27 protein-coding genes are annotated in these 24,081 nt (G+C 72.8%); 11 read left to right on the top strand and 16 right to left on the bottom strand.

Annotated elements, in window-relative coordinates; translation table 11 throughout:
* Positions 1-709: 709 nt before the first annotated feature.
* A complete protein-coding gene (locus EV188_RS02060) occupies positions 710-1,927 on the bottom strand; it encodes an integrase core domain-containing protein (protein ID WP_243741420.1) in 1,218 nt (405 codons plus the stop codon).
* Between the two features lie 508 nt (positions 1,928-2,435).
* Here EV188_RS02060 and EV188_RS02055 point away from each other — a divergent pair.
* Together EV188_RS02055 and EV188_RS02050 are read left to right on the top strand one after the other, a co-directional pair.
* A complete protein-coding gene (locus EV188_RS02055; RefSeq protein ID WP_166659674.1) occupies positions 2,436-3,113 on the top strand; it encodes a DsbA family protein in 678 nt (225 codons plus the stop codon).
* Position 3,114: 1 nt separating this feature from the next.
* Complete coding sequence (locus EV188_RS02050) at positions 3,115-3,987, top strand: cytochrome c biogenesis CcdA family protein (RefSeq protein WP_133824558.1); 873 nt, start codon at positions 3,115-3,117, stop codon at positions 3,985-3,987.
* A gap of 46 nt (positions 3,988-4,033) precedes the next feature.
* Here EV188_RS02050 and EV188_RS02045 read toward each other — a convergent pair whose 3' ends face one another.
* Positions 4,034-4,510 carry a hypothetical protein gene (locus EV188_RS02045; protein ID WP_133824557.1) on the bottom strand — a complete coding sequence of 159 codons (477 nt, stop codon included), beginning with the start codon at positions 4,508-4,510 and terminating at the stop codon, positions 4,034-4,036.
* 40 nt (positions 4,511-4,550) lie between these two features.
* On the opposite strand from EV188_RS02045, the gene EV188_RS02040 reads away from it, so the two are divergent.
* Together EV188_RS02040 and EV188_RS02035 are read left to right on the top strand one after the other, a co-directional pair.
* On the top strand, positions 4,551-5,303 hold the full coding sequence (locus EV188_RS02040) for a hypothetical protein (protein WP_243741419.1): 753 nt from the start codon (positions 4,551-4,553) through the stop codon (positions 5,301-5,303).
* 85 nt (positions 5,304-5,388) lie between these two features.
* Positions 5,389-6,054 carry a class F sortase gene (locus tag EV188_RS02035; protein WP_133824555.1) on the top strand — a complete coding sequence of 222 codons (666 nt, stop codon included), beginning with the start codon at positions 5,389-5,391 and terminating at the stop codon, positions 6,052-6,054.
* A 19-nt stretch (positions 6,055-6,073) separates the two neighbouring features.
* On the opposite strand, the gene EV188_RS02030 is transcribed toward EV188_RS02035, so the two are convergent.
* Positions 6,074-7,729, bottom strand: a complete 1,656-nt coding sequence (locus EV188_RS02030; protein WP_208113947.1) for a molybdopterin-dependent oxidoreductase — start codon at positions 7,727-7,729, stop codon at positions 6,074-6,076.
* A gap of 119 nt (positions 7,730-7,848) precedes the next feature.
* Between EV188_RS02030 and EV188_RS02025 the strand changes: the two genes are divergently transcribed.
* The 3 genes from EV188_RS02025 (at position 7,849) to EV188_RS02015 (ending at position 13,147) form a co-directional block, all read left to right on the top strand.
* The gene (locus tag EV188_RS02025; protein WP_133824554.1) at positions 7,849-11,208 is read left to right on the top strand and encodes an arabinosyltransferase domain-containing protein; all 3,360 of its coding nucleotides are present in this window, start codon (positions 7,849-7,851) and stop codon (positions 11,206-11,208) included.
* Between the two features lie 117 nt (positions 11,209-11,325).
* Complete coding sequence (locus tag EV188_RS02020) at positions 11,326-12,072, top strand: SDR family NAD(P)-dependent oxidoreductase (RefSeq protein ID WP_133824553.1); 747 nt, start codon at positions 11,326-11,328, stop codon at positions 12,070-12,072.
* Positions 12,073-12,196: 124 nt separating this feature from the next.
* Entirely contained in the window at positions 12,197-13,147 is a 951-nt protein-coding gene (locus tag EV188_RS02015; protein WP_208113946.1) for a substrate-binding domain-containing protein, read from the top strand.
* Positions 13,148-13,344: 197 nt separating this feature from the next.
* On the opposite strand, the gene EV188_RS02010 is transcribed toward EV188_RS02015, so the two are convergent.
* Positions 13,345-13,593 carry a hypothetical protein gene (locus EV188_RS02010; protein WP_133824552.1) on the bottom strand — a complete coding sequence of 83 codons (249 nt, stop codon included), beginning with the start codon at positions 13,591-13,593 and terminating at the stop codon, positions 13,345-13,347.
* Positions 13,594-13,838: 245 nt separating this feature from the next.
* Here EV188_RS02010 and EV188_RS02005 point away from each other — a divergent pair, with 245 nt between their 5' ends.
* A complete protein-coding gene (locus EV188_RS02005; protein ID WP_133824551.1) occupies positions 13,839-14,063 on the top strand; it encodes a hypothetical protein in 225 nt (74 codons plus the stop codon).
* A 591-nt stretch (positions 14,064-14,654) separates the two neighbouring features.
* Here the strand turns inward: EV188_RS02005 and EV188_RS32375 are convergent.
* From EV188_RS32375 to EV188_RS01965, 10 genes are all read right to left on the bottom strand, one after another.
* A complete protein-coding gene (locus tag EV188_RS32375; protein WP_243741418.1) occupies positions 14,655-15,167 on the bottom strand; it encodes an ANTAR domain-containing protein in 513 nt (170 codons plus the stop codon).
* Entirely contained in the window at positions 15,131-15,307 is a 177-nt protein-coding gene (locus EV188_RS33155; RefSeq protein ID WP_208113945.1) for an RGCVC family protein, read from the bottom strand. The genes EV188_RS32375 and EV188_RS33155 overlap by 37 nt, the downstream gene beginning before the upstream one ends.
* Before the next feature lie 227 nt (positions 15,308-15,534).
* Positions 15,535-15,732 carry a hypothetical protein gene (locus tag EV188_RS01995; RefSeq protein ID WP_133824550.1) on the bottom strand — a complete coding sequence of 66 codons (198 nt, stop codon included), beginning with the start codon at positions 15,730-15,732 and terminating at the stop codon, positions 15,535-15,537.
* Positions 15,733-15,791: 59 nt separating this feature from the next.
* Positions 15,792-16,106, bottom strand: a complete 315-nt coding sequence (locus EV188_RS01990) for a hypothetical protein (protein ID WP_133824549.1) — start codon at positions 16,104-16,106, stop codon at positions 15,792-15,794.
* 109 nt (positions 16,107-16,215) lie between these two features.
* Positions 16,216-16,959 (bottom strand): hypothetical protein, encoded by a 744-nt coding sequence (locus EV188_RS01985; protein ID WP_133824548.1) that lies wholly within the window; start codon positions 16,957-16,959, stop codon positions 16,216-16,218.
* Between the two features lie 450 nt (positions 16,960-17,409).
* Positions 17,410-17,571 carry a hypothetical protein gene (locus tag EV188_RS31320; RefSeq protein WP_166659673.1) on the bottom strand — a complete coding sequence of 54 codons (162 nt, stop codon included), beginning with the start codon at positions 17,569-17,571 and terminating at the stop codon, positions 17,410-17,412.
* Positions 17,572-17,774: 203 nt separating this feature from the next.
* On the bottom strand, positions 17,775-17,978 hold the full coding sequence (locus EV188_RS01980; protein ID WP_243741417.1) for a cold-shock protein: 204 nt from the start codon (positions 17,976-17,978) through the stop codon (positions 17,775-17,777).
* A 269-nt stretch (positions 17,979-18,247) separates the two neighbouring features.
* A complete protein-coding gene (locus EV188_RS01975; RefSeq protein WP_243741416.1) occupies positions 18,248-19,309 on the bottom strand; it encodes a fatty acid desaturase family protein in 1,062 nt (353 codons plus the stop codon).
* Positions 19,310-19,449: 140 nt separating this feature from the next.
* Positions 19,450-19,689 carry a hypothetical protein gene (locus tag EV188_RS01970; protein ID WP_208113944.1) on the bottom strand — a complete coding sequence of 80 codons (240 nt, stop codon included), beginning with the start codon at positions 19,687-19,689 and terminating at the stop codon, positions 19,450-19,452.
* On the bottom strand, positions 19,686-20,015 hold the full coding sequence (locus EV188_RS01965) for a hypothetical protein (RefSeq protein ID WP_133824547.1): 330 nt from the start codon (positions 20,013-20,015) through the stop codon (positions 19,686-19,688). Before EV188_RS01965 ends, EV188_RS01970 begins: the two co-directional genes overlap by 4 nt.
* A gap of 176 nt (positions 20,016-20,191) precedes the next feature.
* Here EV188_RS01965 and EV188_RS01960 point away from each other — a divergent pair, with 176 nt between their 5' ends.
* Both EV188_RS01960 and EV188_RS01955 read left to right on the top strand, forming a co-directional pair.
* Positions 20,192-20,425, top strand: a complete 234-nt coding sequence (locus EV188_RS01960; protein ID WP_166659672.1) for a hypothetical protein — start codon at positions 20,192-20,194, stop codon at positions 20,423-20,425.
* Between the two features lie 153 nt (positions 20,426-20,578).
* Complete coding sequence (locus EV188_RS01955; protein WP_133824545.1) at positions 20,579-21,046, top strand: DUF5994 family protein; 468 nt, start codon at positions 20,579-20,581, stop codon at positions 21,044-21,046.
* Between the two features lie 172 nt (positions 21,047-21,218).
* On the opposite strand, the gene EV188_RS01950 is transcribed toward EV188_RS01955, so the two are convergent.
* Both EV188_RS01950 and EV188_RS01945 read right to left on the bottom strand, forming a co-directional pair.
* Positions 21,219-21,650, bottom strand: coding sequence for an ATP-binding protein (locus EV188_RS01950; protein WP_133824544.1), 432 nt, complete (start codon positions 21,648-21,650; stop codon positions 21,219-21,221).
* Positions 21,651-21,748: 98 nt separating this feature from the next.
* Positions 21,749-23,101, bottom strand: a complete 1,353-nt coding sequence (locus EV188_RS01945) for a wax ester/triacylglycerol synthase domain-containing protein (RefSeq protein WP_243741415.1) — start codon at positions 23,099-23,101, stop codon at positions 21,749-21,751.
* 505 nt (positions 23,102-23,606) lie between these two features.
* Between EV188_RS01945 and EV188_RS33150 the strand changes: the two genes are divergently transcribed.
* Positions 23,607-23,780, top strand: a complete 174-nt coding sequence (locus EV188_RS33150; protein ID WP_208113942.1) for an RGCVC family protein — start codon at positions 23,607-23,609, stop codon at positions 23,778-23,780.
* The last annotated feature ends 301 nt before the right edge of the window (positions 23,781-24,081 follow it).

Here is a 24,081-nt window from a genome sequence, read left to right as displayed (position 1 = left end):
GTGCGTGATGGGTGGGGCCCGTTCTTGGCCCCACCGCGCTCGCGGGCGCTTCGGCCGTCGGAGGCTCACCAGCAAGGGTAAGAGCAAACGATCATGAACGGCCCTGTTCGGTCGTCTGCCTGGTGCCCGTGACGCCGCCGGGCAAGATGGTTTGCGGCCCTTGCTGGTGAGGGACGGCCGGTCAAGCTCGCGCCGACGCATCGCCGTTGTACACCGCCGGAGGCGGTTCCTGCGTTCTTGCTCGTGGCCGCTTGGCCCTGATGCCTCGCGTCCGGTGAGACTTCAACGTCTGCTGCTGGTCTACGGAAGTGGCCGGGCGTGCCCGCGCCGGCCACCGGGCCGAAGGTAGAGGCGTGTCGGCCGCGGAGCCGCCCGGTCCGGCCCGTCAGGGCCGGCTTGAAGACGTAAGGAAGGTCCTCACATGACCTGACGGCCTCGTTGTTGCCGCGCTCGACACCGCGAAGACAGCGCCCAGCTGGGGAGTCGTTGGTCCCGCCAGCGTCCGCGTGGCGCGTGGGACGGCTCGTGGGACGAACTGGGGACCACGACGAGCCGCCACAGGCTCTCCGCGCGACGGTACGAGTCCGTTAGGACCAGGCAGAACGCCCGCGGTCACGAGGTCGCCCGGCCTCCGGAGGCGGGTGCGCAGGTTCGAATCCTGCCGGGGGCACCCTGTGGTGTCTCAGGACATCCGCATAGCCCCGAACCCTCATGGGTTCGGGGTTTCCTGCGTTCCGGGGCGGGTTGGTTGGTAGTCGCGGGTGGGGTCGAGGACGAGCTCGCGGATCAGCTGGCCGGTGGTGGCGTTGACGATGCGGATGTCGCGGTCCGCAACGAGCAGCAGGATGTGGGTTCGGGCGTGGGCCCGCCCGATGCCGATGTGGTGCAGCCGCCCGTCATATCGCAGGGTGACCACTCCTGAGGTGTCGACGCGGTCGCGGCGGACCCGGACATCGGCGGGTGAAGCGTCGCCGCTGGGGGCGGCCTTGGGGCGGGCGAGGTAGGCCGCGAGCGGGGTGCGCCGGGCCAGGGAGCGGTGCGGCCGGCGGGTGTTGTACTCGGCGGCGAACTGCTCGAGCAGGACTTGGAGCTCGGCGATCGTGGCGGGCTGGACTGATCGGGCCGCGAGCCAGCGTTTCTGGGTCTGGTGCAGTCGTTCGACCTTCCCGCAGGTCTGCGGGTGATTGGGCTTGGAGTTCTTCTGCTCGATCCCGTGGCGGGCGAGCTCGGTCTCGAACCCGTTGCGGGTCTTGGCGCGGGCCCGGCCGCCGGCGAAGCGGGTGGTGAACACCATCCCGTTGTCCGACAGCACGCTGGCCGGGGCGCCGTGCGCGGTGACCGCGGCCCGGAACACCTCGACGACCAGCGTGCCGGTGACCCGGGGCGCGGCCACCGAGGCCAGCAGGTAGCGGGAGTGGTCGTCGAGGATGTTCAGCACCTCCACGTCGGTGCCGAGACCGCGAACGCCACGGCCGGTGTCGAGGCGGTAGTGCGTGAAGTCGGTCTGCCACATCTGGTTGGGCAGCTCGGCCTGGAAGCGGGTGTAGGAGGAGCGGGGCCGCTTGGCCGGGGCCGGGATGATCTGCCGGTGCCGGGCCAAGATCCGCCACACCGTGCTGACCGACGGCACCTCCGACACCGAGGCGAGCTGCTGGTGGTGGTGCTCGTGGAGGTGCCAGACGATGGTGTGCGGGCCGGCGTCGAGACCCTGCTCGGCGAGCTGCTTGCGCAGCCGCAGCACCAGCTCCACCACCCCGGCCGATGTGGCCGACGGTGAGCGGGTCGGGCGCCGCGAGCGCGGGGTGAACGCCGTCTCGCCCTCGGCGCGGTAGCGGGCCACCAGCCTCGACACCCACGGCTGGGACACCCCGTAGGCGCGGGCCACATCGCTCTGCGAGCGGCCCTCCACCACCACCGCTGTGATCACCAACCGGGCCTTCGACACCCCGCAGCAGGACCATCACAGCTATGCCGATGTCCTGAGACACGCCATGCCTATGTCCTGAAACAGCACACTGCCGGGGGCACCACGGTTGACCTGCGACGACGTGCCACGTCGGCGGTGGTTCCGGTGCGCGTGGGACGGGCGTGGGACGAGTTGCTGGTCCATGCGTTGTATCGTCGAGGTCCGCACGTTGGTGACGAATGACCCGAACGCCGCTGTATCGGGTTGCGGGTGTTCGCTGAAGAAGCCGTGCGCGTCTCAGGGACGACGTGCGGTCGGCGGCCAGAACTCGATCACGCGGACCGTCGAGGACGTTCGCGCGGTGGTCCACGGCGGACACCGCCCTCATGGCGGCCGAATGGGTTGATCGCGGGCGGGCCCGAACGCGGGGCGGCGCGCCTGCGAACCAGCGGTCATGAGATCTCATGCGTCACCATCGGAGACGGAGGTCGGCGACCGACGGGACCCTGACCCGCGCCGCAGGCGGGTTGTGAGCGGGGCCGTACTCGCCCTGCTGGTGCTCGCGGTGCTGGCGATTGTCGCGGTGGACTCCGACGCGACCGACGGCCCCCCGCCCGGAGAGGTCGGCGCGGTCGGGGACCCCACCGCCGCGGCCAGGCTGGCCGTGGCCCGCCGGACGCCGGGCGACCCGCTGGCCCTGGGCCGCCCGGATGCCCCTGTCGTGGTGTCCGAGTGGGGCGACTTCCAGTGCCCGTTCTGCCGTCTCTACGCGACGACCACCGAACCGGCCCTGTTGCGCCAGTACGTGGACAGCGGGCAGGTGCGCATCGAGTGGCACAACTTCGCGTATCTCGGCCCCGAGTCGGTACTCGAGGCCCGGGCCGCGCGCGCGGCGGGACGCCAGGGCCGGTTCTGGGACGTCCACGCCGCCCTCTACCGCGACCAGGCGCCGGAGAACCGTGGCGAGGTCACCGACGCCTCCCTGGTCGCCCTGGCCGGCCGGCTCGGCCTGGACGTGCCGCGGTTCGCGCGCGACTACGCCGACCCCCGGATCGCCCGGGACGTCGCGGACGACCAGCAGCTCGGCTCCCGGCTCGGGGTCGGCGGCGTGCCCAGCTTCGTCATCGGCGATCGGCTGATCTTCGGGGCGCAGCCGCTGGCCGCCTTCCAGCAGGCCGTCGACGCGGCGCTGGCGCGGAGCCGCTGACGTGGTCGACATCGGCTACGCCGCGGCCTTCGCCGGTGGCGTGCTCGCCCTGCTGAGCCCCTGCAGCGCCCTGCTGCTGCCGTCGTTCTTCGCCTACGCCTTCGGCGGGCGCACCGAGCTGGTCGCCCGCACCGGGGTCTTCCTGCTGGGACTGGCGATCGTGCTCGTCCCGCTCGGAGCCGGATCGGGGGCGCTGGCCTCGGCGCTGACCGCGTACCGCGCGGAAGTCGTCGCCACCGCCGGCGTCGTGATCATCGCGCTCGGCGTGGTGCAGCTCCTCGGCGGCGGTTGGGCGCTCGCCTCCGCCGGCCGGCTCCAGTCCCGGATGGCCCGTCGCGGGACCTGGCTGGCGACGCTCGGGCTCGGGGCCGCCTACGGGCTGGCCGGTTTCTGTTCCGGCCCGATCCTCGGTGCCGTGCTCACGGTCGCCGCCGCCGGCGGCCAGGCCGTCCGCGGGGCTTCGCTGCTGGCGGTCTACGCCGTCGGGATGGCGCTACCGCTGTTCGTGCTCGCGCTGCTCTGGCAACGCTTCGACCTCGGCCGGCGCCGCTGGCTCCGCGGCCGGGCCTACCGGCTCGGTCCGCTGCACCTGCACACCACCACCACCGTCTCCGGGCTGCTCTTCGTCGCCATCGGGACGTTGTTCATCGCCTTCGACGGCACCGCCGGCCTCACCGGGGCCGACCCGTCCACCGCGGCCGCCGCCGAGAACCTCGTCGTGGCGGTCGGTGACAGCGTTCCCGACCTCGCCCTGCTCGGGCTCGCTGCTGCGGTGACCATCGCCGTGGTCGCCTGGCGGCTCTCCCGGCTCCGACGCCGCCCACCGGGCCGGGACACCACGGACCTCGACCGGGAAGCTCCACGGCCACGATAGATCGAGGCTGGACGGGCGCCGGGTTCCGACTCGACGAACGTTGCCGTCACCGCGGATGGCGGTCGTCGCGCTCGGCAGCGCTTCCCTCGGCGGCCCCGCTCGTTCCGAGGTGCCCACCGATGAGTACCGAGACCACGGCGACCAGGATCAGCCAGAGGACCTGGAGACCGGTGCCCGCCTGGAGGACGAACACCCCGGTCGCGACCAGCGCCATGGAGGCCGGCTCCTCGAACAACCTGCCCCTCCCCGGGGATGCTGCGTTGATCACGGTGGCGACCTCCTCAAGACCCCGAGAGAATCGACCGAACTGTTCGCCGACCGCGGCGTCGGAGTTCGACCGCGCGGCGCGCGCCCTCCTGGTGGGCGGGACGTGGCGCCCCCGGGGGGGCTGTGCGGCATGTGAAGTCTGAGTTGGATCTCGCTCGGTGGCGAACCGCACACCGGCAGCGAGCGGAGGCCGGGCGTCGGGGCGTTCGGCAATGAGCCGGGGGCCGTTCTCAACGTCAGAGAGGTCCTTGCTCATGAGAAGTCCGCGGAGAGTCGCCGGGGTCGTGGTCGCGGGAATGGCCGCGTTGGCGCTGACCGGGATCGGTGTGGGTGCGGCCCAGGCTGCCGAGCCGATCGCCACCATTCCCGACCTCACCGGCCAGTCGACCTCGGTCCGGCTGGACTCCGGGTTCACCGACGCACTCGAGTCGCTCCAGGTCACCCCGGGCACTGTCGGCGACGCCACCATCTCCGATGGCAGCGCCCGGTTCCCGATCACCGGCGGCAACGTCACCGTCTACCGGCCGGGCGAGGCCGACCCCTACGTCCAGGGCCGCATCGAGCACCAGGGCAGCGGGCTGAGCTTGACCAAGGGCGACACGAAGGTCGAGCTCACCGACTTCGTGGTCGACCCCGGCAACCCGGCCACCCTCTCGGGCAAGGTCACCGCCAACGGCCAGACCGTGGCCGAGTCCACCGTCCTGTTCGACCTCGACGGCTCCACCCTGCAGCCGATCCAGACCGACATGGACGCCGGCACGGCGACCCTGACCGGCACGACGGTGCGGCTCAACCCCGGGGCGGCGATGGCGCTGAACCAGGCGTTCTCCACCGACGCGATCCAGGGTGGGCTGACGATCGGAATCGCCACGATCGTGGTGAACCTGCCCGGCCAGATGCCGGCAATGCCGCAGGGCGGGGTGGAGACCGGTGGTGGCTCGACCGCCGGCGGCCCGGACACCGCGCTGATCGCGGCGGGTGGGCTGGCGCTGCTGGCCGCCGGCGGCACGGTGCTGGTGGCCCGACGTCGTGGAGCAGCCCGCCGCTGACGGCTGGTCCACGACCCTGGTGGCCGTCCTACCCCGGAGTGTTCCTCTGGGGTGGGACGGTCGCGCTTCTCGGGAAGGAACCACGGTGCGTCGACGTCCGCTGCTGATCGCCGTCGCGATCGCGCTCGCCGCGCTGGGCTTGGTGCTTGCGACCATCGGGCTCGTCGGGCGGTCCGGCCCGCCGACCACGCAGAGCACGCCGGCCGCCTCTGCCGGTCCGGATCCGGCGGGTCCGGCGGCCGGGACCGCGCCGCGCACCACGCCCTTGTCGGACCTGCGCCAGCGGCCTGCGTCGGGTCCCGCGCCGGTCTCCCTCGACATCCCCGCGATCGGGGTGTCCACCCCGGTCAACAGTGTCGGCCTGAACCCCGACGGCACCCTGGAGGTGCCGGCGCCGGGGCCGCAGTACGACCAGGCGGCCTGGTACCGCGGCTCCCCCACCCCCGGCCGCGTCGGCCCCTCGGTGATCCTCGGGCACGTCGACTCCGCGGCCGATGGGCCCTCGGTGTTCTATGACCTGGGCCGCCTGCGTCCCGGTGACCGGGTCACGGTGACGGTCACCGACCGCTCCGTGCGGACCTTCGCCGTCGATGGCGTCCGCCGCGTCCCCAAGGACGCGTTCCCGCGCCTCGAGGTCTACGGCGACACCGCCGGACCCGAGCTCCGTCTGATCACCTGCGGTGGCCCGTTCGACGCCGCCGAGCGCTCCTACGAGGACAACACCGTCGTCTTCGCCCACCTGGTGCCCTGATCCGTGCTGGCGGTCCGCGTCAGATCGCGGTGACGTCGACGGTGTGCCACCCGGAGGCGCCGTCCGGGATGGTGAGGCTGGGCGTGGCCACCTGGGTGTCACCACCGCGGTCGGTGGCGCGGACCTGCAGGCGGTGCGCCCCCGGCGCCAGGTCGACCTCGGTGCGCCACATCCGCCAGGTGTCGATCGAGACGTCGCGCGCGAGCTCGGCGTCCTGCCACGCGCCGCCGTCGGCGCGGACCTCCACCCGCGCGACCCCGGTGTGCTGGGCCCAGGCGACCCCGGCGAGCGTCGTCCGGCCGGCCAGCACCGTGCCCCCGGCGCGCGGCACGTCGATGCGCGACTGCGTCTTGACCGGCGCCTGCTCGGCCCAGCCCCGCTGCTCCCAGTAGGACGTGAACTCGCCGAAGGTGGTCAGCTCCATGTCGGTGAGCCACTTGCACCCGGACACGAACCCGTAGAGGCCCGGTACGACCATGCGCACCGGGAAGCCGTGCTCCACGGGCAGCGGCTCCCCGTTCATGGCGAGCGCCAGCATCGCCGCGCGGCCGTCGGTCACCGCCGCGACCGGGGTCCCGGTCGTGAAGCCGTCGACGCTGGTGGACGCGATCTGCTGGGCCTCCGGCCGCACCCCGACCTCGGCGAGCAGATCGGCCAGGGGCACGCCGAGGAACACGGCGTTCGAGATCAGGGAGCCACCGACCTCGTTGGACACACAGGTCATGGTGATCGGCGCCTCGACCAGGCGCCGGGCGCGCAGGTCGTCGTAGGACAGGCGGAGCTCCCGGTCGACCAGCCCGTGGATGCGCAGCGCGTAGTCGCGCGTGGTGAGCTGCGGGACCTGCAGGGCCGTGTCGATCCGGTAGAACGCGTTGTTGGGCGTCAGCCACGTCGGGGTGCCCTGCGCAGCGAAGTCCGCACCGGAGAGATCGGCGAGAGGACCCGGCGCGTCGGGCAGCGCCCCGACCGCCGCCCGCGACGCATCGGCCCCGCCCGCCGCGGCGAGCCACCGCCCCGCGACGGCCGCCGCACCGGCACCGGCGGCGGCGCCGACGACACCGAGCAGGAATCGGCGCCGGGCGGCCCCGAGCCTCCCCACCGGCCCTGTGCGGTGCACCGTGGGCTGTTCGGAGGACGACGGCGCGTCCTCGCTGCCCTCCTCGTCCGGAGCCGAACCGTCGTCGGAGGACGCGACGGCGGCCGCGCGGCGCATCGCCAACCGGTGCAGCCCGAACCACACCGCGAGCCCCGCGGCGAGGGCGGCGAGCGGAGCGACCAGGTCGACCAGCGAGAACACCGGGGCGGCCGTGGCCGAGGCGACCGCGACGACCCCGAGGACGACGATGACCACGGCGCCCGGCGCCGCACTGCGCCGGCTCCCGAGGCCCGCGGCGGCCGCCATGAGCACGAGGACGACCGCTATCCCGAGGAGCAGGGCGAGCTTGTCGTAGACGCCGAACGTGGCGATCGCGAAGGCCTTGAGCCACTCCGGTGTGAGCCGGATGAACTGGCCGCCGACCGCGAGGACCGGCGAGGACGCCGGCGAGAGCAGGCCGGCGACGAGGTCGCCCACCGCGAGCGCCGCGGCGACGCCGAGCAGTCCGCAGAGCGCGGCGGGAGGGGCGCTCAGGCGCGTCGCGGTGGCGGGTTCCGGGTCGTCCGTCGCGAGGGGCACGTCTCGGCGTACGTCACCGACCCGGCGTGAGTTCACCGCTCCCGGCCGAGCCGGCCCGATGGGACGACGACGACCACCCGGGCCGATCCACGTCCGGGTGGCGGAACGAAGATGCCCATATGACCGCCACCTCGCTGGTCCGTCCTGCCGAACAGGCGGAGATCAGCAACGAAGCGGTCCCGTCCCCGCACGGAGGCAGGCGTGACCGCCTCCGTCGGCTGCTCCTCGGTGTCACGCTCGTCGTCGGTCTCGCCGCCACCGTGGTCGCGGGCCTCGTCGCGATCGCTCCGGTCGAGGCCACGACGTCCACGATCAGCTGGCCCCGCGCGGGCGAGGAGCCGGAGCCGACGACGGCCTTCCTCGTCCCCTACCGGCCGGCGCAGCTGCAGGCCGCCGTCCCCTGCACCGCGCTGCGGGAGGCGTCGCGGGCCTCCACCGAGACCACGGTCCTCGCGACGACGACCACCGGAGCCTCCTCCGGGCTCGCGATCCGCACCGTGAAGGGCACCCCGCGGCTGCTGGCGGGAGGCCGGGCCGAGGAGCTCGCGCTGCCCGACGGCGACTGCACGCTGCGGGTCGACGCGGACGCCGCCGGTCTGCGGGCCGCGGTCGACGACCGCACGGTCGTCGACCTGCCGGGCGACCCGGTCCCCGAGGTCTTCGCGATCACCACCGACCTGCGCGGCGACGCGGCGGCAGGCCTGTCCTTCCGCGCCCGCACGCCGTCGTGGTTCGACAACGCCCGCACCCCCGAGAAGTCGGCGCTGCTCGAGCTCCAGTTCGGGCTCGCCGGGCTCGCGCTCACGCTCCTCGCCGTGCTCGGCGTCGTCGACCGCTCCGGCCCGGCTCGCGACGCCCGAGGCGCCACCCTGCCGAGGGTGAGCCGCGCCCTGCGACGGCGGCTCACCACGCTGCGCCGCCCCCGCACCTGGGCGCTGGCCGCGCTCGACGTCGGCGTGGTCGTCGCCGTCTCGTGGTGGTCGGTGGTGGGACCGTTGACCGACGACGACGGATTCGCCGCGCTCATCGCGCGCGCGGCCGCCGACGGGGGGCCGGTCGGCAACTACGTGCGCTGGTTCGACGCCTCCGAGGCCCCGTTCGCGACGAGCCAGATGCTGGTGAGCCTGGTCGTGGACCGTGGCGTCGACGCGCTCACCCTGCGGCTGCCGAGCGTGTTCGCCGGCATCGCCCTGTGGTTCCTCGTGACCCGCGGAGTGCTCCCCGCGCTCGGGCGACGAGCCGGAGCCGGCGTCGGTGTCCGGCTCCTGACGGTGGTGGCCCTCGGCGTCTGGTGGCTGCCCTACGATCTCGGCACGCGCCCGGAGTCGTTCGTGGCCACGGGCGTGACGGCGGTCCTCGTGCTGGTCCTGCGGGCCGTGCGGGCCGACGCCCGCCACCCGCTGCCGTGCCTGGGGCTCGCCGCGGGCGTCGCCGCGCTGACGGTGACGGTCGCGCCCTCGGGCCTGCTCGGGCTGGCGCCGTTCCTGCTCACCCTGCCGCGTCTGGGCCGGCTGGTCCGCGGCGAGCACGCGGGCCCGGCGGCCGCCGGGCGGGTCGCGGCCGTCCTCGCCGCGCTCGCCGGGGTCGCCGCGGTCGCGGTGGTCGTCGTGTTCGCCCGCCAGTCGTGGCACGGGCTGCTCGTCGCGACCTCGATCCACCAGCAGTTCGGCCCGAGCCAGCCCTGGTACGCCGAGTGGCTGCGCTACAGCTATCTGCTCGGTCAGGACAGCTGGGGGTCGGCGGGCAAGCGGCTGCCGGTCCTGCTGATGGTGGCGACGGCCCCGGCCGCGGTGGCGCTCCTGGCCCGCCGCGGCCGTGCGGCCCTGGACCCGCGGGCGAGCGAACCGGTCCTGCTGCTGCTCGGCCCCGTCGGCCTCGCACTGCTCGCGGTGACGCCGTCGAAGTGGTCGCACCACTTCGGCGCGCTCGCCGGCTTCGGGGCGGTCTCCCTGGTGGCCGTGGTCGTCGCGTTCGCCCGACTCGCGTCAGGACCGGAGCCCGGCCGGACCCTGCGCGCGACGGGGGCGGGGACAGCCCTGGGCGTCGTCGTCGCCGCGGCCGCCGCGTTCTCGGGACCGAACGCCTGGTGGGGATACTCGAACGCGCACATGCCGTGGGCGACCACGTCGGTGTCGCCGTTCGACTCGCCGGTGCTCTGGCTCGCCGCCGGCGCGGTGGCGACAGCGGTGGTGAGCGCCGGGGTCGTCGCATGGCGCCGACGGTCGGGAGGCGTGCCGGGCCGGCTCGCCGTCGCCTCCGCGGTCGGCCCGGCGGCACTCGCGGTGCTGGCCGCGGCCACCTCCGTCGCGGTCCTCGCCGGTTCCTTCGCCGTGGCCGCGACGCCACCGCGGGGTGGCTGGTCGCTGGGCGCCGCGAACCTGGCCGCGGCCCGCGACCCCGGGGCCGGTGCCGCGTGCGCCCTGCAGGACCGCGTCCAGGTGATCACCACGGCGAACGGCGGGCCGCTCGTGCCGCAGGACCGGTCCGACGAGGGCGACCTCGACGGGTTCGAGGCCGGCGGCGGGTGGGACGACCCGCCGCCCGCCCGCCCGGGCCAGGACGACGAGGGCACCCGGGACGACACCTTCGCCTGGGGATCGAAGGACGTCGGTCCGACCGGCGTCGGCACCCTCACCAGCCCGTGGTTCACGCTGCCGACGCCGCGCGCCGGGCAGGAACTGGCTCTCTCGGTCGCCGGCCGCACCGAGGACGGGGCCTCGGTCGTGCTCGAGTACGGCCGGTCGGGGCCGGACACCGTCACGCCCCAGGGCACCCGCCGTCTCCTCGAGCCCCCGGCTCCCGAACGCGGGTACCGCGGTTTCGCCCCCGACCCGCAGCGAGCCGAGCTGCAGGACCGCTTCCGCGACGTGTCCACCTGGCGGACCCTCACCGTCCCGGCGGACACGATCCCGGCCCGCACCGACCGCGTCCGCGTCGTCGCGCGCGACGACCGCACCGACGAGCGCGGCTGGGTCGCGGTCACCGGCCCCCGGCTCGTGGACGTCACCCCGATCACCGAGTACCTGGCCGACCGCGGACGCGTCCTGGTCGACTGGACGCTCGCGCTGGCGTGGCCGTGCCTGAGGGACCTCGCCACCGTGGGTCGCGGGCTCGCGACGACACCCGGCGCACTGATCCTCGCCCCACCGGGACCCACCGACCCGGTCGGCGGCCGCCTCCTCGACGACGGCGCCCCGGGCGACATCGTCCCCGAGGTGTGGACCGGCGGCGGAGCCGGACTCTCGACCGGGACCGACGTCGGGGGGAGCTTCGCGGGCGCATCGGAGGCCGGCGACCTCGAGGAGGCCGACACCCGCCTGGCCGGCGAACCCGGACGGGTGTGGGGCCGCCTGGTCGTTCCCGACTACGACGATCTCGCGCGGGACGCCTACGACGCGCGGTCCACCACCACCCGCATCGCAGGCACCGACGGCGATCCCCCTCCGGTCCGCGAGCCGCAGACCGACTTCGCACCTTGATCGCGCCTCTCCGCGACACCGAACTCGGTCACCCGGCCGGCGCGAGAAGCGTCGAGGTTCGGCGCTCAACGCGTCGGGGACTCCCCCGCGTCGAGATCGACAGCGAGGAGACTGCAGGTGAGCGATCAGGTGTGCCTGATCACCGGGTCCAGCCGGGGTATCGGGGCCGCGAGTGCGCGCGAGCTCGCGGCGCGCGGTCACGGTGTGGTGGTCAACCATCGTGACAGCGCGACCGACGCCGAGGCCGTCGCCCAGGAAGTTCGGGCGGCCGGCGGGGCTGCGCTGGTGGTGCAGGGCGACGTGACCGATCCGGGCGACGTGGCGCGGATGGTCGACGCGGTCGTCGGGCAGTGGGGACGGCTCGACGTGCTGGTGCACAACGCCATGACCCCGTTCCCGGTCACCTCGTTCGCCGACCTGAGCTGGGAGCAGCTCGGCACGAAGCTCGACCAGGAGATGCGTGCGGCGCACCTGCTGACCCACGCCGTGCTGCCGGGGATGATCGACCGCGGCTACGGACGGCTGGTCTACCTGTCCACCGGCCTGTCACGACGCCCCCGAAACGGGATGATCGCCCTCGGCGTCGCCAAGGCCGCCCTGGACTCCTTCGTGCGCTACGTCGCCGCCGAGGTGGCACCGCACGGCATCACCGCCAACATCGTCGCCCCGTCCACGGTCGAGGACACCGCGGTGAGCGAGCGACTCCCCGAGGAGCTCAGGGCACAGCTCGCCGCCGCGACACCGATGCGTCGGCTCGCCCGACCCGAGGACGTCGCGCGCACGGTCGCCTACTTCGCCAGCGACGACGCCGCGTTCACCACCGGCAGTTGGGCGCCGGTCAACGGCGGCCTGATCATGCCGTGATCCTGGCTCGTGACCGCTGGCTCGTGACCGCCATGACGCCCCGACCCCGTTCCAGGAGCACCGCGTACACACCCTCGACCTCACCTACGTCGGCCACGGCCTGCACGAGGAGCTCGTCGCCTACGTGGCGGATCAGGAAGGCTTCCCCGAGCAGGAGGGCGTGCACCTCGCGGTGCGCGACGGGGTGAGCTGGGACGACCAGCGGCTGCGTCGCGGCGCCACCATCGGGCTGGGGCGATCGGTGTTCGCCCGCCTGACCGACGGTGTCGAATGGACCGCGCTGTCGGTGAGCACCCACCGGCCGCTGTTCTGGTTCGTCGGCGGCCAGCAGGTGAGCGCGATGGAGAAGCTGCGGGGACGTCGCCTGCTGGTCCACGCCCCGCACACCGCGCCGGGCTGCTTCGCCCGCATCGTCCTGCGCCGTCACGGCCTCGATCCCGACCGCGACCTCGAGTGCGTGATCCGCCCGCCCGGGGACTACGCGATGGACCTGCGACGGCTGCGCGCGGGCGAGGTCGACGCCGCCTACCTCGGCAGCACCCTCGACCCCGCACAGATCACCGCCGAGGAGGGGTTCCACGAGCTCGCCTGGGTCGGCGACCACCTCGCCGTCCCGACCGTCGGCCTCGCCGTCGACCCCGCCGTCATCTCACTCGACGAGCCTGCGGTCGCGGCCGCGGTGCGCGCGCAACGGCGGGCCCTGGCACTGCTCGCCGCCGACCCGGACACCGCCGTCGCCTACCTCCAGCGATTCCTGGGCCGCGACACCCCGGACGAGGTCCGGCACTATCACGCCCGCTTCATCGCGCCCTGGTTCACCGCCGACGAGCAGGTCGATCTCGTCGCGGCCGAGGAAGGCCTCGCCGCCGTCGCCGACGAGCTCGGTGTGGCCCAGGCCCCCCGAGCTCCGACGTGTACCGCACCGAGCACATCACCCTCTGACCAACACCCGTCGCCACTAGACGACATTTGCGCGGTTGAGACAGAGGCCCGACGATGTGACCGTCATGGCCCCCGGTCCTCCCACCTGACCTCCTCGACCGAGGTCCTGTCGCATTGTGAACGCCGTTCCTGATCTCGCCACGGCGCGGGTCGCGGGCCACTCACGCCACTCCCTGCGCCGTCTCAGCAGCACAGGACTGATGAACGCCAGCCGCGGACACCACGAGTGACCAGCACGAACATCCGCGAGCCGTCACGGTGAAGGTCGTGAGTCTCGTCGACTGGCGGTTCAGTCGGTGGTTCCGCTTGTGCGAGCCATCGACAGCATGTTCATTGCCTCATTAGTTCGTTGTCGGTCAGGACGCTCGTCCCGGCAATGACAAGGTCAGTGAGGTCAGCAAGCCAGCGCTCGCCGTCCTCGCCGGCGAAGTCGGCGGCGACCACGATCCCGTCGGCCGGCGACTCGGTCGGCACAGTCGACGCCGGACCCGCATCCAGCTCTCGCTGCAGAGCGTCGAGCTTTCCCACCACCGGGAAGTCGGTGTGATCCCCAATCGTCAGGTAGCGGTCGTCGGCCACAGTGAGGGAGACATCTCGCCCAAGTCCGACTCGCGCGGGCGGTGGACCACCTGCTCCCGGACCGTCTGCTGACGCCCTCCTCCTGACGAGGCGACCGGGAGAGTCGGCCGGGAGGCCGCCCGGGCGGCGGCGGGTCACCGCTGCTCGGGTGAGAGTCTCCGTCAGTGCGGACGGGTGAGGGTCGTGTCGAGTCAGTCGTAGTCCGATGGCACTTCCATGGGGATGGGTCCTGGTCGGCGCGGCTGATGGTCGACGGCGTCGCCGACGAACCGCTGACTGCCACGACCGCCATCGAGGTGATGGGCGAGCTCGCGGCAGCTCTCGAGGTTCTGGCGGGTCGCTGGGGCTGTGGTCTCGATGTCGTGCACGACCTCGAAGGGGATGTACGAGCGTTCGCCGTGATCGCGTGGTTGGAGGGCTTCGCAGAGTCGATCCCCTGTCACGTCCCGGCCACACGGGCCGCGTTGTGATCGACATCGGGGAGAGAGCAGCGCCAACACAACGAGCCACGACCCGGGGATGTGGCGGGCGACGACTTCGTCGACCGGGCGAACGTCGAGCACAGGATCGAGCGCGTGCTGTCGCTCGTGCTGCCTGGATGCTGCATTGATCTTGAGCTGCGAGGGCGATATGCGGCGCCGCGGCAGGACGACGAACCTGACGGATGCCGCGTCGGCCCATGCAGACGTTCACGAACGACACCCGACGCGCTCTCTGAGCTGGGCTCGGAACCCCGGCGCTGTCGGGCCAGCATCCGGGCCGCTCCCCTATCCCGGCTTTCCGGGGAAGAATCGTGGGGGGACGATCTTGTTAGGAGTGGCCCGCTCCTGGCGATGGGCGACGGCTTCCCTCCTGCCGGAGAGATAGCGGGAGGAGAGGCCGTCAGCTCGACGGTAACGGTTGTGCAGGTAGGTCCGGGAGCACCGGCGAGGCGCACAGGCGCGCCTGTAGGGACCGGCTCAGCGCCCCCGCCGCTCGACGTTTCGGTCGCCGGGGGCGCTCTCGGCGGTACGCGGCCCGATCCTCGCCTTGACCACCCTGGTCCGATCTTGTGCGGCGCGTCAGACGGCGCGCAAGGCAGGCGGGGAGTTCGTCTGTTCGTCATCCCTGTCGACGACGGCTCGAACTCGCTCCTCGGTGCCCATGGCGTGACCGGCGAGGGTGTCGGCCTCTTCGGCGAGCCAGGCGGCGACGTCGCGGAGCTTCATGTTGGTCTCCTGCGAGGCCTCGCGCAGCTTGGCGAAGGCGCCGTTCTGGTCCAGGCCGAAGCGCTCCATAAGAATGCCCTTGGCACGCCCGATGACGTCGCGCGAGTCGACGGCCTCCTGAAGCTGCGCGGCGTGCTCGGGGGCCAGCAGCAGCATCGCGGCGGTCATGCCGAGCATCGCAGCGGCGCGGCAGGCCTGCTCGTCGAAGCCGTCCGCGCGGTTGCTGTAGAGGTCGACCGCCGCCTTCGGCCGCCCGTCGACCTCGAGCAGCACCGCCAGGGGCCGGCAGCACCGGGAGGCGGATGGGTCGTCGTAGCGCTCGCGGGCGGTCAGCTGCCTGGCGGCGTGAGCGCCGGGCAGATGCACGTCCGCGACCAGCGCACGTCCCTGGTGGCAGTGCAGAAGCGTCGCCCGAGTCCGTCGTGGGCCGACCAGGCGTGCGGGCAGACGGTGCACGACGGATCCGTTCCGTGCTCGGTGACGCTCGTGGCCTCGGTGGAGCTCATGGTGGTCCTTCGTCGTGCTGTCGGCTGGTGTGAGTCGCGCGGGGTTGACAACACGGAGCAGCTTGCGCGGGGCGGGTCCTGCGGGGCGGACGGAGCGCCCGTGGCGGCGGCGACCTGACGCCGGGCTCGTAGTCGGGGCCCGGCCTTGTCCGCAGGGCGGTGCGTCTCACGCCGGGGCGTCCGAACGCACGTTCGCGTGTTCCAGGACCTTCTGGGTCCGAGCTCTCTTACCGGAGCTCGTCGCGCGGGTTGGTCGACACTGCAGCGAGCGCTGCAGCGTGGAGCGAGATACCGGCGTGGGCGGCGCGGTCTCCCAACGCGCGGAAGCCTTGGGCACCTGTCAGCCCGTGCGCGTCGGCAATCATCCTTGCCGCTCGCTCGACGTCGCGCTCGTCCTGCCGCTCGTGCGGGTTCTTGCGTGCCATGTCTGTCCTTCCTGGCCGCCTCGGAAGAAGGGCGTCGGGCCGGCTGGTGCCAGCAACCCTCAGTGGCGTCGATGTCGACCGGGTAGGGCGTCGCTCGTGGTCGTCGTCGCCGCGTTCGGGTGGATCGCGTGGAGGTGTCCGTGCAGCGTCGGCTGCTCCGGTGTCGGCGGTGGGTCCATCAGCAGCTGCTCGGTCGGTTCGGTCGAGAGCACGGCGAGTGCTGCCGCGTGCAGCGACACACCCGCTGCCGCAGCGCGGTATCTCAGCGCCTCGACACTGGCCTCACGAGCGAGCCCGGACGCCAGGGAGAGCATGAACTCGGCACGACAGATGTCCCGACGTTTCTGTAGATCGTGCGGGTCATCGCACATCATGGTTCTCTCCGAGGATGCGGCAACAGCGCCGCTCGGCCCCGGACGAATGCCACCGTCGACGGAACGATCTCGACTGCATCCGTGGGAGACCGGCGAGCAGGTGATCGTTTCAGGCCGAGGACGCGCCGAGCTCGTCGCAGGTCCGGGCGACGCTGTCCCACATGTGTCGTGCCAGGGGGTCGTCGGCCATCCACTTGTCCGCGTGAGCTGCGGCGGTCGTGTCGCCGTTGGCGGCCAGGACATGGAGCTCGACGAGACGGTCGCGATCCAACCACTCGGTGGCCTTCGTGTTGTCGGTACTGGTCATTTCCGTTCCCTCGCTCATGATCAGAGAATCGATGTCGTGGTCGGCGCGAGCGTGCCGGGGAGCGCCGGTTGCGTCCGCCGAGTCCCCCCGCGGTGCGGCGGACGCAACCGGGCCCTGAGCCGACGCCGATGTGGTCATCGGTGTCTGCTCGGGCATCCACGCGGACACGGCGCTGCGGCCGGGTACCGGTGGGACGGTGGTGGTCGGGGCGGTGTCGTGCAGGCACGCGGCCTGATAGACGGCGAACAGCTCGTCGAGGGGCGCCTCGTCGAGGGCCGCGAGCACCGCGGGGCGGTGCAGTCCGACGAGGAACAGCTCGCAGCTGTGCGCTCGAGTCGTCGAGGTCAGCCTGGCGAGGGTGGTGACGAAGCTGGGGTAGGCGTCGCCGAGGGCCGACAGGTCCACAGTCAGCTCGGCGATGCCGCAGGACAGAAGACCCTCGGCGGATCTGCGCAGCGAGGCTGCGGCCAGATCATCTCCGAGGCCACCGACGCTCAGGTGCGCGCTCGCGTGCGATCTCCGGGTGACGTCGTCAGGCGTCGTCATGGCTCGACGCCGACCGTGCCACCGTGGAAGCGGCCGCGACGCGGCCATGGATCGAGCATGGGGGGGACCGGCAACTCTCTGGGGCGCCCGATGCTCCCCGGGGGCCGTACTACCGAAGTCCGCCAGCCCTGGTGGTCGATGGCGATGCCCGCAGCTGCCGTCGACGGTGTCAGGTGCTCGTCTCCGCGCACAAGGGCGGTCCGACAAGTGATGCCGCTATTGGGCCGTGCGGCGGTGCATCTCGCGATCTGCAGCAGCTGGCGGGGTCTGTCGGCGCCGGTCGCGGGGTGCTGTCCCGGTGGCCGGAGCGTCCGAGCACGGGCGCGGACGCTCGCGCCCCAGGGCGGACGGCCCACCATGGCTTCACACGCCGGTCCGACCGGCCTTGGGGGCCAGGTGGAACCCGCCCGAGCGGGACCGTCGCACGGCCCCGGCCGGCGGACCCGAAGCTCAGTCCGGGCGCATCCCTGGACCGTTCTCCTCCGCGAGCACGGCGACGAGCGCGTCGTAAGCAGCCCCGACGAGAGCGAGGCGGTCGATGAGGCGACCGGTGTCGACCTCGGCCTCGACAACGGTGCGGCCGTCCGTGAGCAGGGTGATCCGTGTGCGCATCCCGAGGGGCTGGACCCGGGCGCAGCGCCCGTGGGCGTCGAAGACCGATCCGCCACCGTCGTCGGAGAACGACGGCGCGGGAGCGCTTCCGCGACGTGCGTGCGCAGACCACACGGCGGCGCTGAGCGCCGTGGCCGACTCCGTGAGGGCAAGAGGTGTAGCCGGGCGGCTTCCGCGGACTCCGCCCGGCGCCACACCGGTGATCAGAGCGGACGCACCGAGTCGGCCTGCAGACCCTTCTGGCCCTGCGAGACGGTCAGGCTCACGCGCTGGTTCTCCTCGAGCGAGCGGTAGCCGCCCGACTCGATGGCGGAGTAGTGCACGAAGACGTCCTTGCTCCCGTCATCGGGCGCGATGAAACCGAAGCCCTTCTCGGCGTTGAACCACTTGACGGTTCCTTCGATCACAGAATTCCTCTTCTCGGTCGCGCGGCCGCCGCAGGGACCTGCCGTCGGCATTGCCGGTCGCTGCACCGAGGTCGTCCCCGGATGCGCGCAAGCCGTTGTCGTGTGGTCCGGCGCGCAAAGCGGGGAAAACAGGACTGCAACGATTCGAGGCTACACGGCGCGCCGTCGACGGTCGGGTTCGAACGTGAGCCGCGTGCCGGGCTCCCCGGCACGTCCGTGGTCCCGATGGTCCCGTGCAGCCCTTCGCGCTCGGACATCACTCCAGCAGCTCACGAGGTGTCGGCGCCCCGCGGCTTGTGGCGGTGGGACGACCGGAGCGGCGCGCCGACGGCGTGCAGGTGGCGCAGGACCTGCCCGTAGGAGTCGAGCGCGCCGGTCCGGGTGTAGGGCAGGTCGTGCTCGGCGCAGAAGGCGGCCACGAGGACCTGGGCGCTCCGCAGGTTGGGTCGCGGCATGGCGGGGAAGAGGTGGTGCTCGACCTGGTGGTTGAGCCCGCCGAGCACGTAGTCCACGACCGGCCCGCCGCGCACGTTGCGGGCGGTCAGGACCTGCTTGTGCAGGTGGTCGAGGCGCCGGCCGGGTTCGATGATCGGCATGCCCTTGTGGTTGGGCGCGAACGCGAGCCCCATGTACGTCCCCCACACACCCTGGTGCACGAGGGCGAAGACGATGGCCTGCAGCGGCGTGAGGACGAGGAACAGGGCCGTGAGGTAACCGACCGCGTGGACCGCGAGCAGTGCCAGCTCGAGCCGGCTGCGACGCACCTCGCCGCGCAGGGCGGCCTGCGCCGAGGTGAGGTGCAGGCTCCAGCCCTCCAGGAGCAGCAGCGGGAAGAACAGGATCGCCTGGTGGGCGACCGTCCACCGCACCAGGCCCCGCCGCCCCGCGACCTGGTCGGCGCTGAAGGCCAGCACCGGGATGTCGATGTCGGGATCCTCGTCGGCGTGGTTGGGCTGGGCGTGGTGGCGGTTGTGCTTGCCCACCCACACGCCGAAGCTCATCCCGACGAGACAGCCGTGCAGGTACCCGACCACGTCGTTCGGTCGCTTCCGGCCGAAGATCTGTCGGTGGCCGGCGTCGTGACCCAGGAAGGCCAGCTGGGTGGAGACCAGGCCGGCGAACACCGCGGTGAGCATCTGCCACCACGACGACCCGAGCACGACGAAGGCCGCGACACCCAGGGCCGCGAGGAAACCGTTGAGGGCGAACAGACCGAGGTAGGCGCCGCGGCGCCTGCGCAGCAGCCCGGCCTGCTTGACCGTCCGCACCAGCTCCGGGAACAGGTCCTGAGGTGGGGCGGGGGTCGCGCCGATCGACGGCTCCCTGATCACGGCCGTGGAGTGCGGTCCCGTGCTCTCGCCTTCGGGGGGCTGGGCCGTCGCCTGCCGTGGGCCGGCGGCTGCCTGCGCATCGACGGGCTCGAGCGCCGGCTCGCGTCGGAGGTGCGGGAGGGACGCGGGCGGTGCCGGCGTCACAGCCGGGCACCACCGGGCAGCGACATCCGGGCGATGGTGGCGAGGACGCCGGCGTACTGCCGGTGCAGCGGCCCGCTGGTGTACGGGAGCCCGTAGCGCTCGCACAGGGCGCGGACCGCGGGGGCGGCCTCGGCGTAGCGGTTGGACGGCATGTCCGGGAACAGCCCTCCCGACGGGCGGTCCTCGACGACGGGACGATTGGTCGGGGTCGTCGGTGTCAGGGTGGTCGAGCTCAAGTGGCCTCCGTGGCCTCGTGATCGTCGTGTCCACCGGCCCTGCGCGGGCCCGGGGAGGCGAGGAGCACGGGTCTGGGCACCAGCTCGCCGAGCGGTCGGGTGTCCGTCCGCAGCACGTTCGCCCCAGGGATATCCCGTTCGCTCGATCCGCACGCGTCGCGGAGGGGTAGCGCACAACCGGCTCCGCCGGCGACCCGAAGGGTCAGAGCGATGTGCGTGCCATCGGCGCCGGCGTGGACGGCGACGTCGTCGACCAGCGAGCGCATCGTGGCCGAGAACACCAGGTAGACCCCCCGCCGGCGGACGACGAGGCCCATCAGCGTCACGCCTCGCCTCGCCACCAGCGCCGAGCGCGCCGGCTCCGGCAGGGTTTCGTCGTCCGCACCGATCGGCCGAGGGAACGCCCGGAGCCGGACTCGAGGTGGGGCCACCTGGTCGACGATCGCCCGCTGACATCGGGGCCTGTGCGTGCCACGGTGGCGACGACGAGAGGTGAGCGGAGATGAGCAGGCGGGTGACGGTTCTCCTGCGGGGCGGGCACGAGATCGTGCTGCAGGGTGTCGAGGACGAGCACGCGGAACAACTTCTCCACCGTCTTGCCGAGTCCTTCGAGCAGAGCGAACCGACGGGCTGCACGACGACGCCCGACGGCACCTTGATCCGGCACTCGGAGGTGGTCGGCGTGCGCGACTCCAACGAACAGGCACTGAGCAATCGCTCGGGTCGACGCACCTGACAGCCGCAGAACCAGCGACGACCCGGCAGGGCCGTCGTCGACGGGCGAGTATGGTCACGCCTACCGAGGGTTCCCCGCACGTCGGCGTTCGAGCCGACGTCGTCGTCGGCGTTGTTCTCCCCCGGTCCACCGATCGGAGACGGGAGTGCCGGCATGCGTCCGGCCCCGAGTACCCCCCTCACCCCGGCCACCATCCCCGTCGATGACGTCTCCCCCTCGAGGCGCCTGCGGCTGAAGCCCGCGGCTCCCGTGTCGGGCCACGTCGACGGCGCATGGTGGCCGCATTCACGCGACCTGCCGTCCGAGCTGCCCTCGATGCTGGCCGAGCTGGAGCAGCGTGCCGGACCGGCTGCCCGCATCAGCTACCACCTCGGTGGTTGGGATCGCGCGCCGCGGCGCCTCCCCGCCGGCCGGGTGAGGCTCGAGGGATTCCGCACGACCGACCCGCACACGCTGACCGTCGTCGGCCTCTCGGGCACCCGGACCGTCCTGCTCGTCGTGCCACCCGACACGTTCGGCCCCGCCGCGGAGGCCGCGCTCGACGCGGCCTCCGCGTCGGGCGACCGGCGTTCCACAGCCGAGCTCCTGGCGGACACCACCACGAGCACACGGACGACGTGACCTGCACGGTGTGCCCGCACCCCTGGCCGGACCGAGCCGATGTCGTGGGTGAGGTCCGTCGGGCCGACCTCACCAGCATCGTCCGGTCGGGCCGTGACCCCGCGGACCCACCCGCTCGAGGCGAGGCACGGAACCCCGTCGTCGCGGCGGCAGTGGTGAGGAGCGGGTCGGCTCAGTCACCGGCTCCATAGAGGGTCAGAGCGATGTGGGTGCCGTCCGCGCCGGCGTGGACGGCGACGTCGTCGACGAGCGTGCGCATCATGGCCAGGCCGCGCCCGCGTGTGCCGGGTGCGGACGTCGGCTGCCAGTGGCCGTCGTCGCCCACGGTGATGACCAACCCGTGGTCGAAGGGACGGGCCGCCAACGTCATCACTCCGCTGACCGATGTGCCTGCGTAGGCGTGGTCACAGCAGTTCTCCAGCGCCTCGGAGGTGGCCAGGACGAGGTCGTCGATGACGTCGGCGTCGAGGTGGTCCCCGTCGAGCCACTGTGTGAGGTACCGGCGCAGGACCCGCACCTGAGCGCCGTGGGCCGTTGCGGTGATCCGCAGTGGCTCGGGCCAGCGCGGCACGGTAGCGGCGCCGCGGCTGTCTGTGGTCGGCATGGTGCGTCCGGGTGCCCGACACGACCGCCCCGGCAACCCGACGGTGAGCGAGCGCTCAGCCCGGCCCGGCGTTGCCGGGTCCGGGTGCCCGGGGCAGGTCAGCGCGCGGGAGCGAGGTCGAGGACTTCGTCGAAGCCGGCCCGGAGGTCCTCGAGGAACGCGTCCGGCTCGGTGATGGCCGCCGGGTCCAGGGTCACCGCGATACAGCAGGTGTCGCCGTGGGAGGTCAGCGTGATCATCGCCGCGCCGCCCGGCAGCGGCGCGAACGCGTAGCTGCGCACGATCTGCGCGCCCGCCAGGTACGCAGGCCCCGACATGCCCGGAACGTTGCTGGCCTGCAGGTCGTTCGCGCTCGTCGCCCCGCCCTGGATCAGCGCGAGCAGCGGCGGCGGCAGCACAGCCAGCAGCGGCGCGATGAGACCGAGGCCGTCGACCACCCGCTCGCCGGTGGTCCGCCGGACGACCTCCCGCACGTGCCGGATGCGCACGACGGGGTCGGCGTCGCCCAGGGGCGCCGCGAAGCGCGTGCCGGCCCAGTGGTTCCCGCCGACGGGGTCGTCGGCGTCCCGCGTGTTCACCGGCATGCCCATCGCGAGGTGCTGCGGGATCGCGCCGAACCGCTGGTGATAGCGACGCATCCCGCCGAGCAGCGCGGCCAGGTACGCGTCGTTGAGCGAACCGCCCGCCGCGCGCCCGGCGGCCTTGAGCGCGCCGAGGTCCACCTCGAGCGCCTCGAAGCGCCGCTCCAGGCTCCGGCGGCGCAGCAGCGGCGACCGGGGCACCACCGGCCCGACAGCCGCCCGCAGCGCCGACTCCAGGAACGCCGAGCCGTCGGAGATCGTGGCCAGAGGCCGCGTGAGGAGCCGCCCGAGCAGGCCGGCGCCGGCGGAGACCAGGTCCAGCGTCCGGGTCGGCACGGCCGCGACGGCCCGCGCCGCCTGGCTCACGGTGAGCCCCAGCCTCGAGGGGCCGTCCCGGTCGGGCTCGGGGTGATCGGGGAGGTCGGTGTGCTCGCGCACCCCGCTGTGCAGCATGCGCAGGATCTGCACCAGGCCCAGGCCGTCGGCCATGGAGTGGTGCACCTTGAGCACGTACGCCGCCCGCCCGTCCGCGAGCCCGGTGACGATCTTCGCTTCCCACGGGGGGCGCTCGCGGTCGAACGGGGTCAGGGCCATCGACGCCGCGAGGTCGAGGAGCTCACGGCTCCCGCCGGGTCGTGCCACCTGCGCGCGGGCGAGGTGGTGCGGGAGCGCGAAGTCCGGGTCGGGCACCCAGGACGGCGTGCCCCAGTCGCCCCACGGCTCCAGAACGCGCTCGCGCAGGCGCGGCACGAACCGCGTCGCCCACTCGTGAGACGCGACGACCCGGTCCCAGTCCGGCTCTGTGTCCAGGACGTCGAGGACGACGACCGGCGACCGCAGGCGCGGGTCGACCTCCGCACGCCACATCATGGTCTCGAGCGGGTTCAATTCGCTCGAAGTGCGGACCACATCGCCGGTCCCGCTCGTCATGCCGTCCCTCCGGGCCCGACTGCCACAGGCCGGATCAGCGTAGGCCCCACGCCGACACCCCTCACCGGGCATCGCGCGGGCCACGTGACCCATCGAGCGGCGCGAGGGAGCGGCCGGTCGAGCGGGTCATGTCGCGGGTCTCGCTGACGTCGTGAGAACGGCCTCTCCGTCGACAGGTGGGGGGTACTGTCGAGGACATCGAGGAGCTCCACGCCGAGAGCGATCATCGCCGGCCTCCTCGACGCTCTCCATAGCGGTCGCTGGGCGGCCTGGAACGGGGGCACCGACCGATGTCGGAGCCACGAGACGATCACGACCCTGGATCGAGTACCGAGCACGGCAGCGACGCCGACGACGTGCTCGAGGAGCAGAGGGCACCCGACCAACCAGCCGAGCGCGAGGTGCTGCCGGCTGGTGCCGCCCACGCCGTTCTCGAGGTCATGCCATGAACGACTCCGGCTCGAGCGCACCCGATGATCGGCTGCCGTCGCAACGACCGGTGCCCGAGACCTGCTCGGTCTGTCCCCACCCCTGGGCGGCACATGACGCCCTGGGTGCGCGGTTCTGCCTGGCGACCATCGCAGCGGTGCGGACGCGCGGATGCATCTGCCGACCATGACTCCTTCAGTTCACCGGTAATCCTCGCGACCCGGCACCGTCCCGTCGATCATCCCGTGCCCGGACCGCCTCGGCCTGCGACACCGAACCACCCAGCACCGCCACAGCCGCAGTGCGGCAGCGCGGGCCCGTGGGACGACTTGTGGGACGAACCGCGGGCCGCAGGAGGGCACCAGAGGTCATCTGCGCGACCGGCCGACCTCCTCAGGACCAGGCAGAACGCCTGCGATCACCCGGTTGCCCGGCCTCCGGAGGCGGGAGCGCAGGTTCGAATCCTGCCGGGGGCACCACTCCTGACCTGC

It is taken from the genome of Actinomycetospora succinea (assembly GCF_004363095.1).
Lineage (GTDB): Bacteria > Actinomycetota > Actinomycetes > Mycobacteriales > Pseudonocardiaceae > Actinomycetospora > Actinomycetospora succinea.
This window is presented reverse-complemented; position numbering and strand designations above follow the sequence as displayed.

Bases quoted from the DNA above. Each gene is read 5' to 3' on its own strand.
- EV188_RS33150 (WP_208113942.1), top strand. From the start codon at position 23,607: ATGAACGACTCCGGCTCGAGCGCACCCGATGATCGGCTGCCGTCGCAA.
- EV188_RS01945 (WP_243741415.1), bottom strand. From the start codon at position 23,101: ATGATGTGGCGTGCGGAGGTCGACCCGCGCCTGCGGTCGCCGGTCGTC.
- EV188_RS01985 (WP_133824548.1), bottom strand. From the start codon at position 16,959: ATGACGACGCCTGACGACGTCACCCGGAGATCGCACGCGAGCGCGCAC.
- EV188_RS02025 (WP_133824554.1), top strand. From the start codon at position 7,849: ATGACCGCCACCTCGCTGGTCCGTCCTGCCGAACAGGCGGAGATCAGC.
- EV188_RS33155 (WP_208113945.1), bottom strand. From the start codon at position 15,307: ATGAGCTCCACCGAGGCCACGAGCGTCACCGAGCACGGAACGGATCCG.
- EV188_RS02005 (WP_133824551.1), top strand. From the start codon at position 13,839: ATGGTCGACGGCGTCGCCGACGAACCGCTGACTGCCACGACCGCCATC.
- EV188_RS31320 (WP_166659673.1), bottom strand. From the start codon at position 17,571: ATGCGCACACGGATCACCCTGCTCACGGACGGCCGCACCGTTGTCGAG.
- EV188_RS01990 (WP_133824549.1), bottom strand. From the start codon at position 16,106: ATGATGTGCGATGACCCGCACGATCTACAGAAACGTCGGGACATCTGT.
- EV188_RS01995 (WP_133824550.1), bottom strand. From the start codon at position 15,732: ATGGCACGCAAGAACCCGCACGAGCGGCAGGACGAGCGCGACGTCGAG.
- EV188_RS01955 (WP_133824545.1), top strand. From the start codon at position 20,579: ATGCGTCCGGCCCCGAGTACCCCCCTCACCCCGGCCACCATCCCCGTC.
- EV188_RS01960 (WP_166659672.1), top strand. From the start codon at position 20,192: ATGAGCAGGCGGGTGACGGTTCTCCTGCGGGGCGGGCACGAGATCGTG.
- EV188_RS02045 (WP_133824557.1), bottom strand. From the start codon at position 4,510: ATGAGCAAGGACCTCTCTGACGTTGAGAACGGCCCCCGGCTCATTGCC.
- EV188_RS01950 (WP_133824544.1), bottom strand. From the start codon at position 21,650: ATGCCGACCACAGACAGCCGCGGCGCCGCTACCGTGCCGCGCTGGCCC.
- EV188_RS02040 (WP_243741419.1), top strand. From the start codon at position 4,551: ATGGCCGCGTTGGCGCTGACCGGGATCGGTGTGGGTGCGGCCCAGGCT.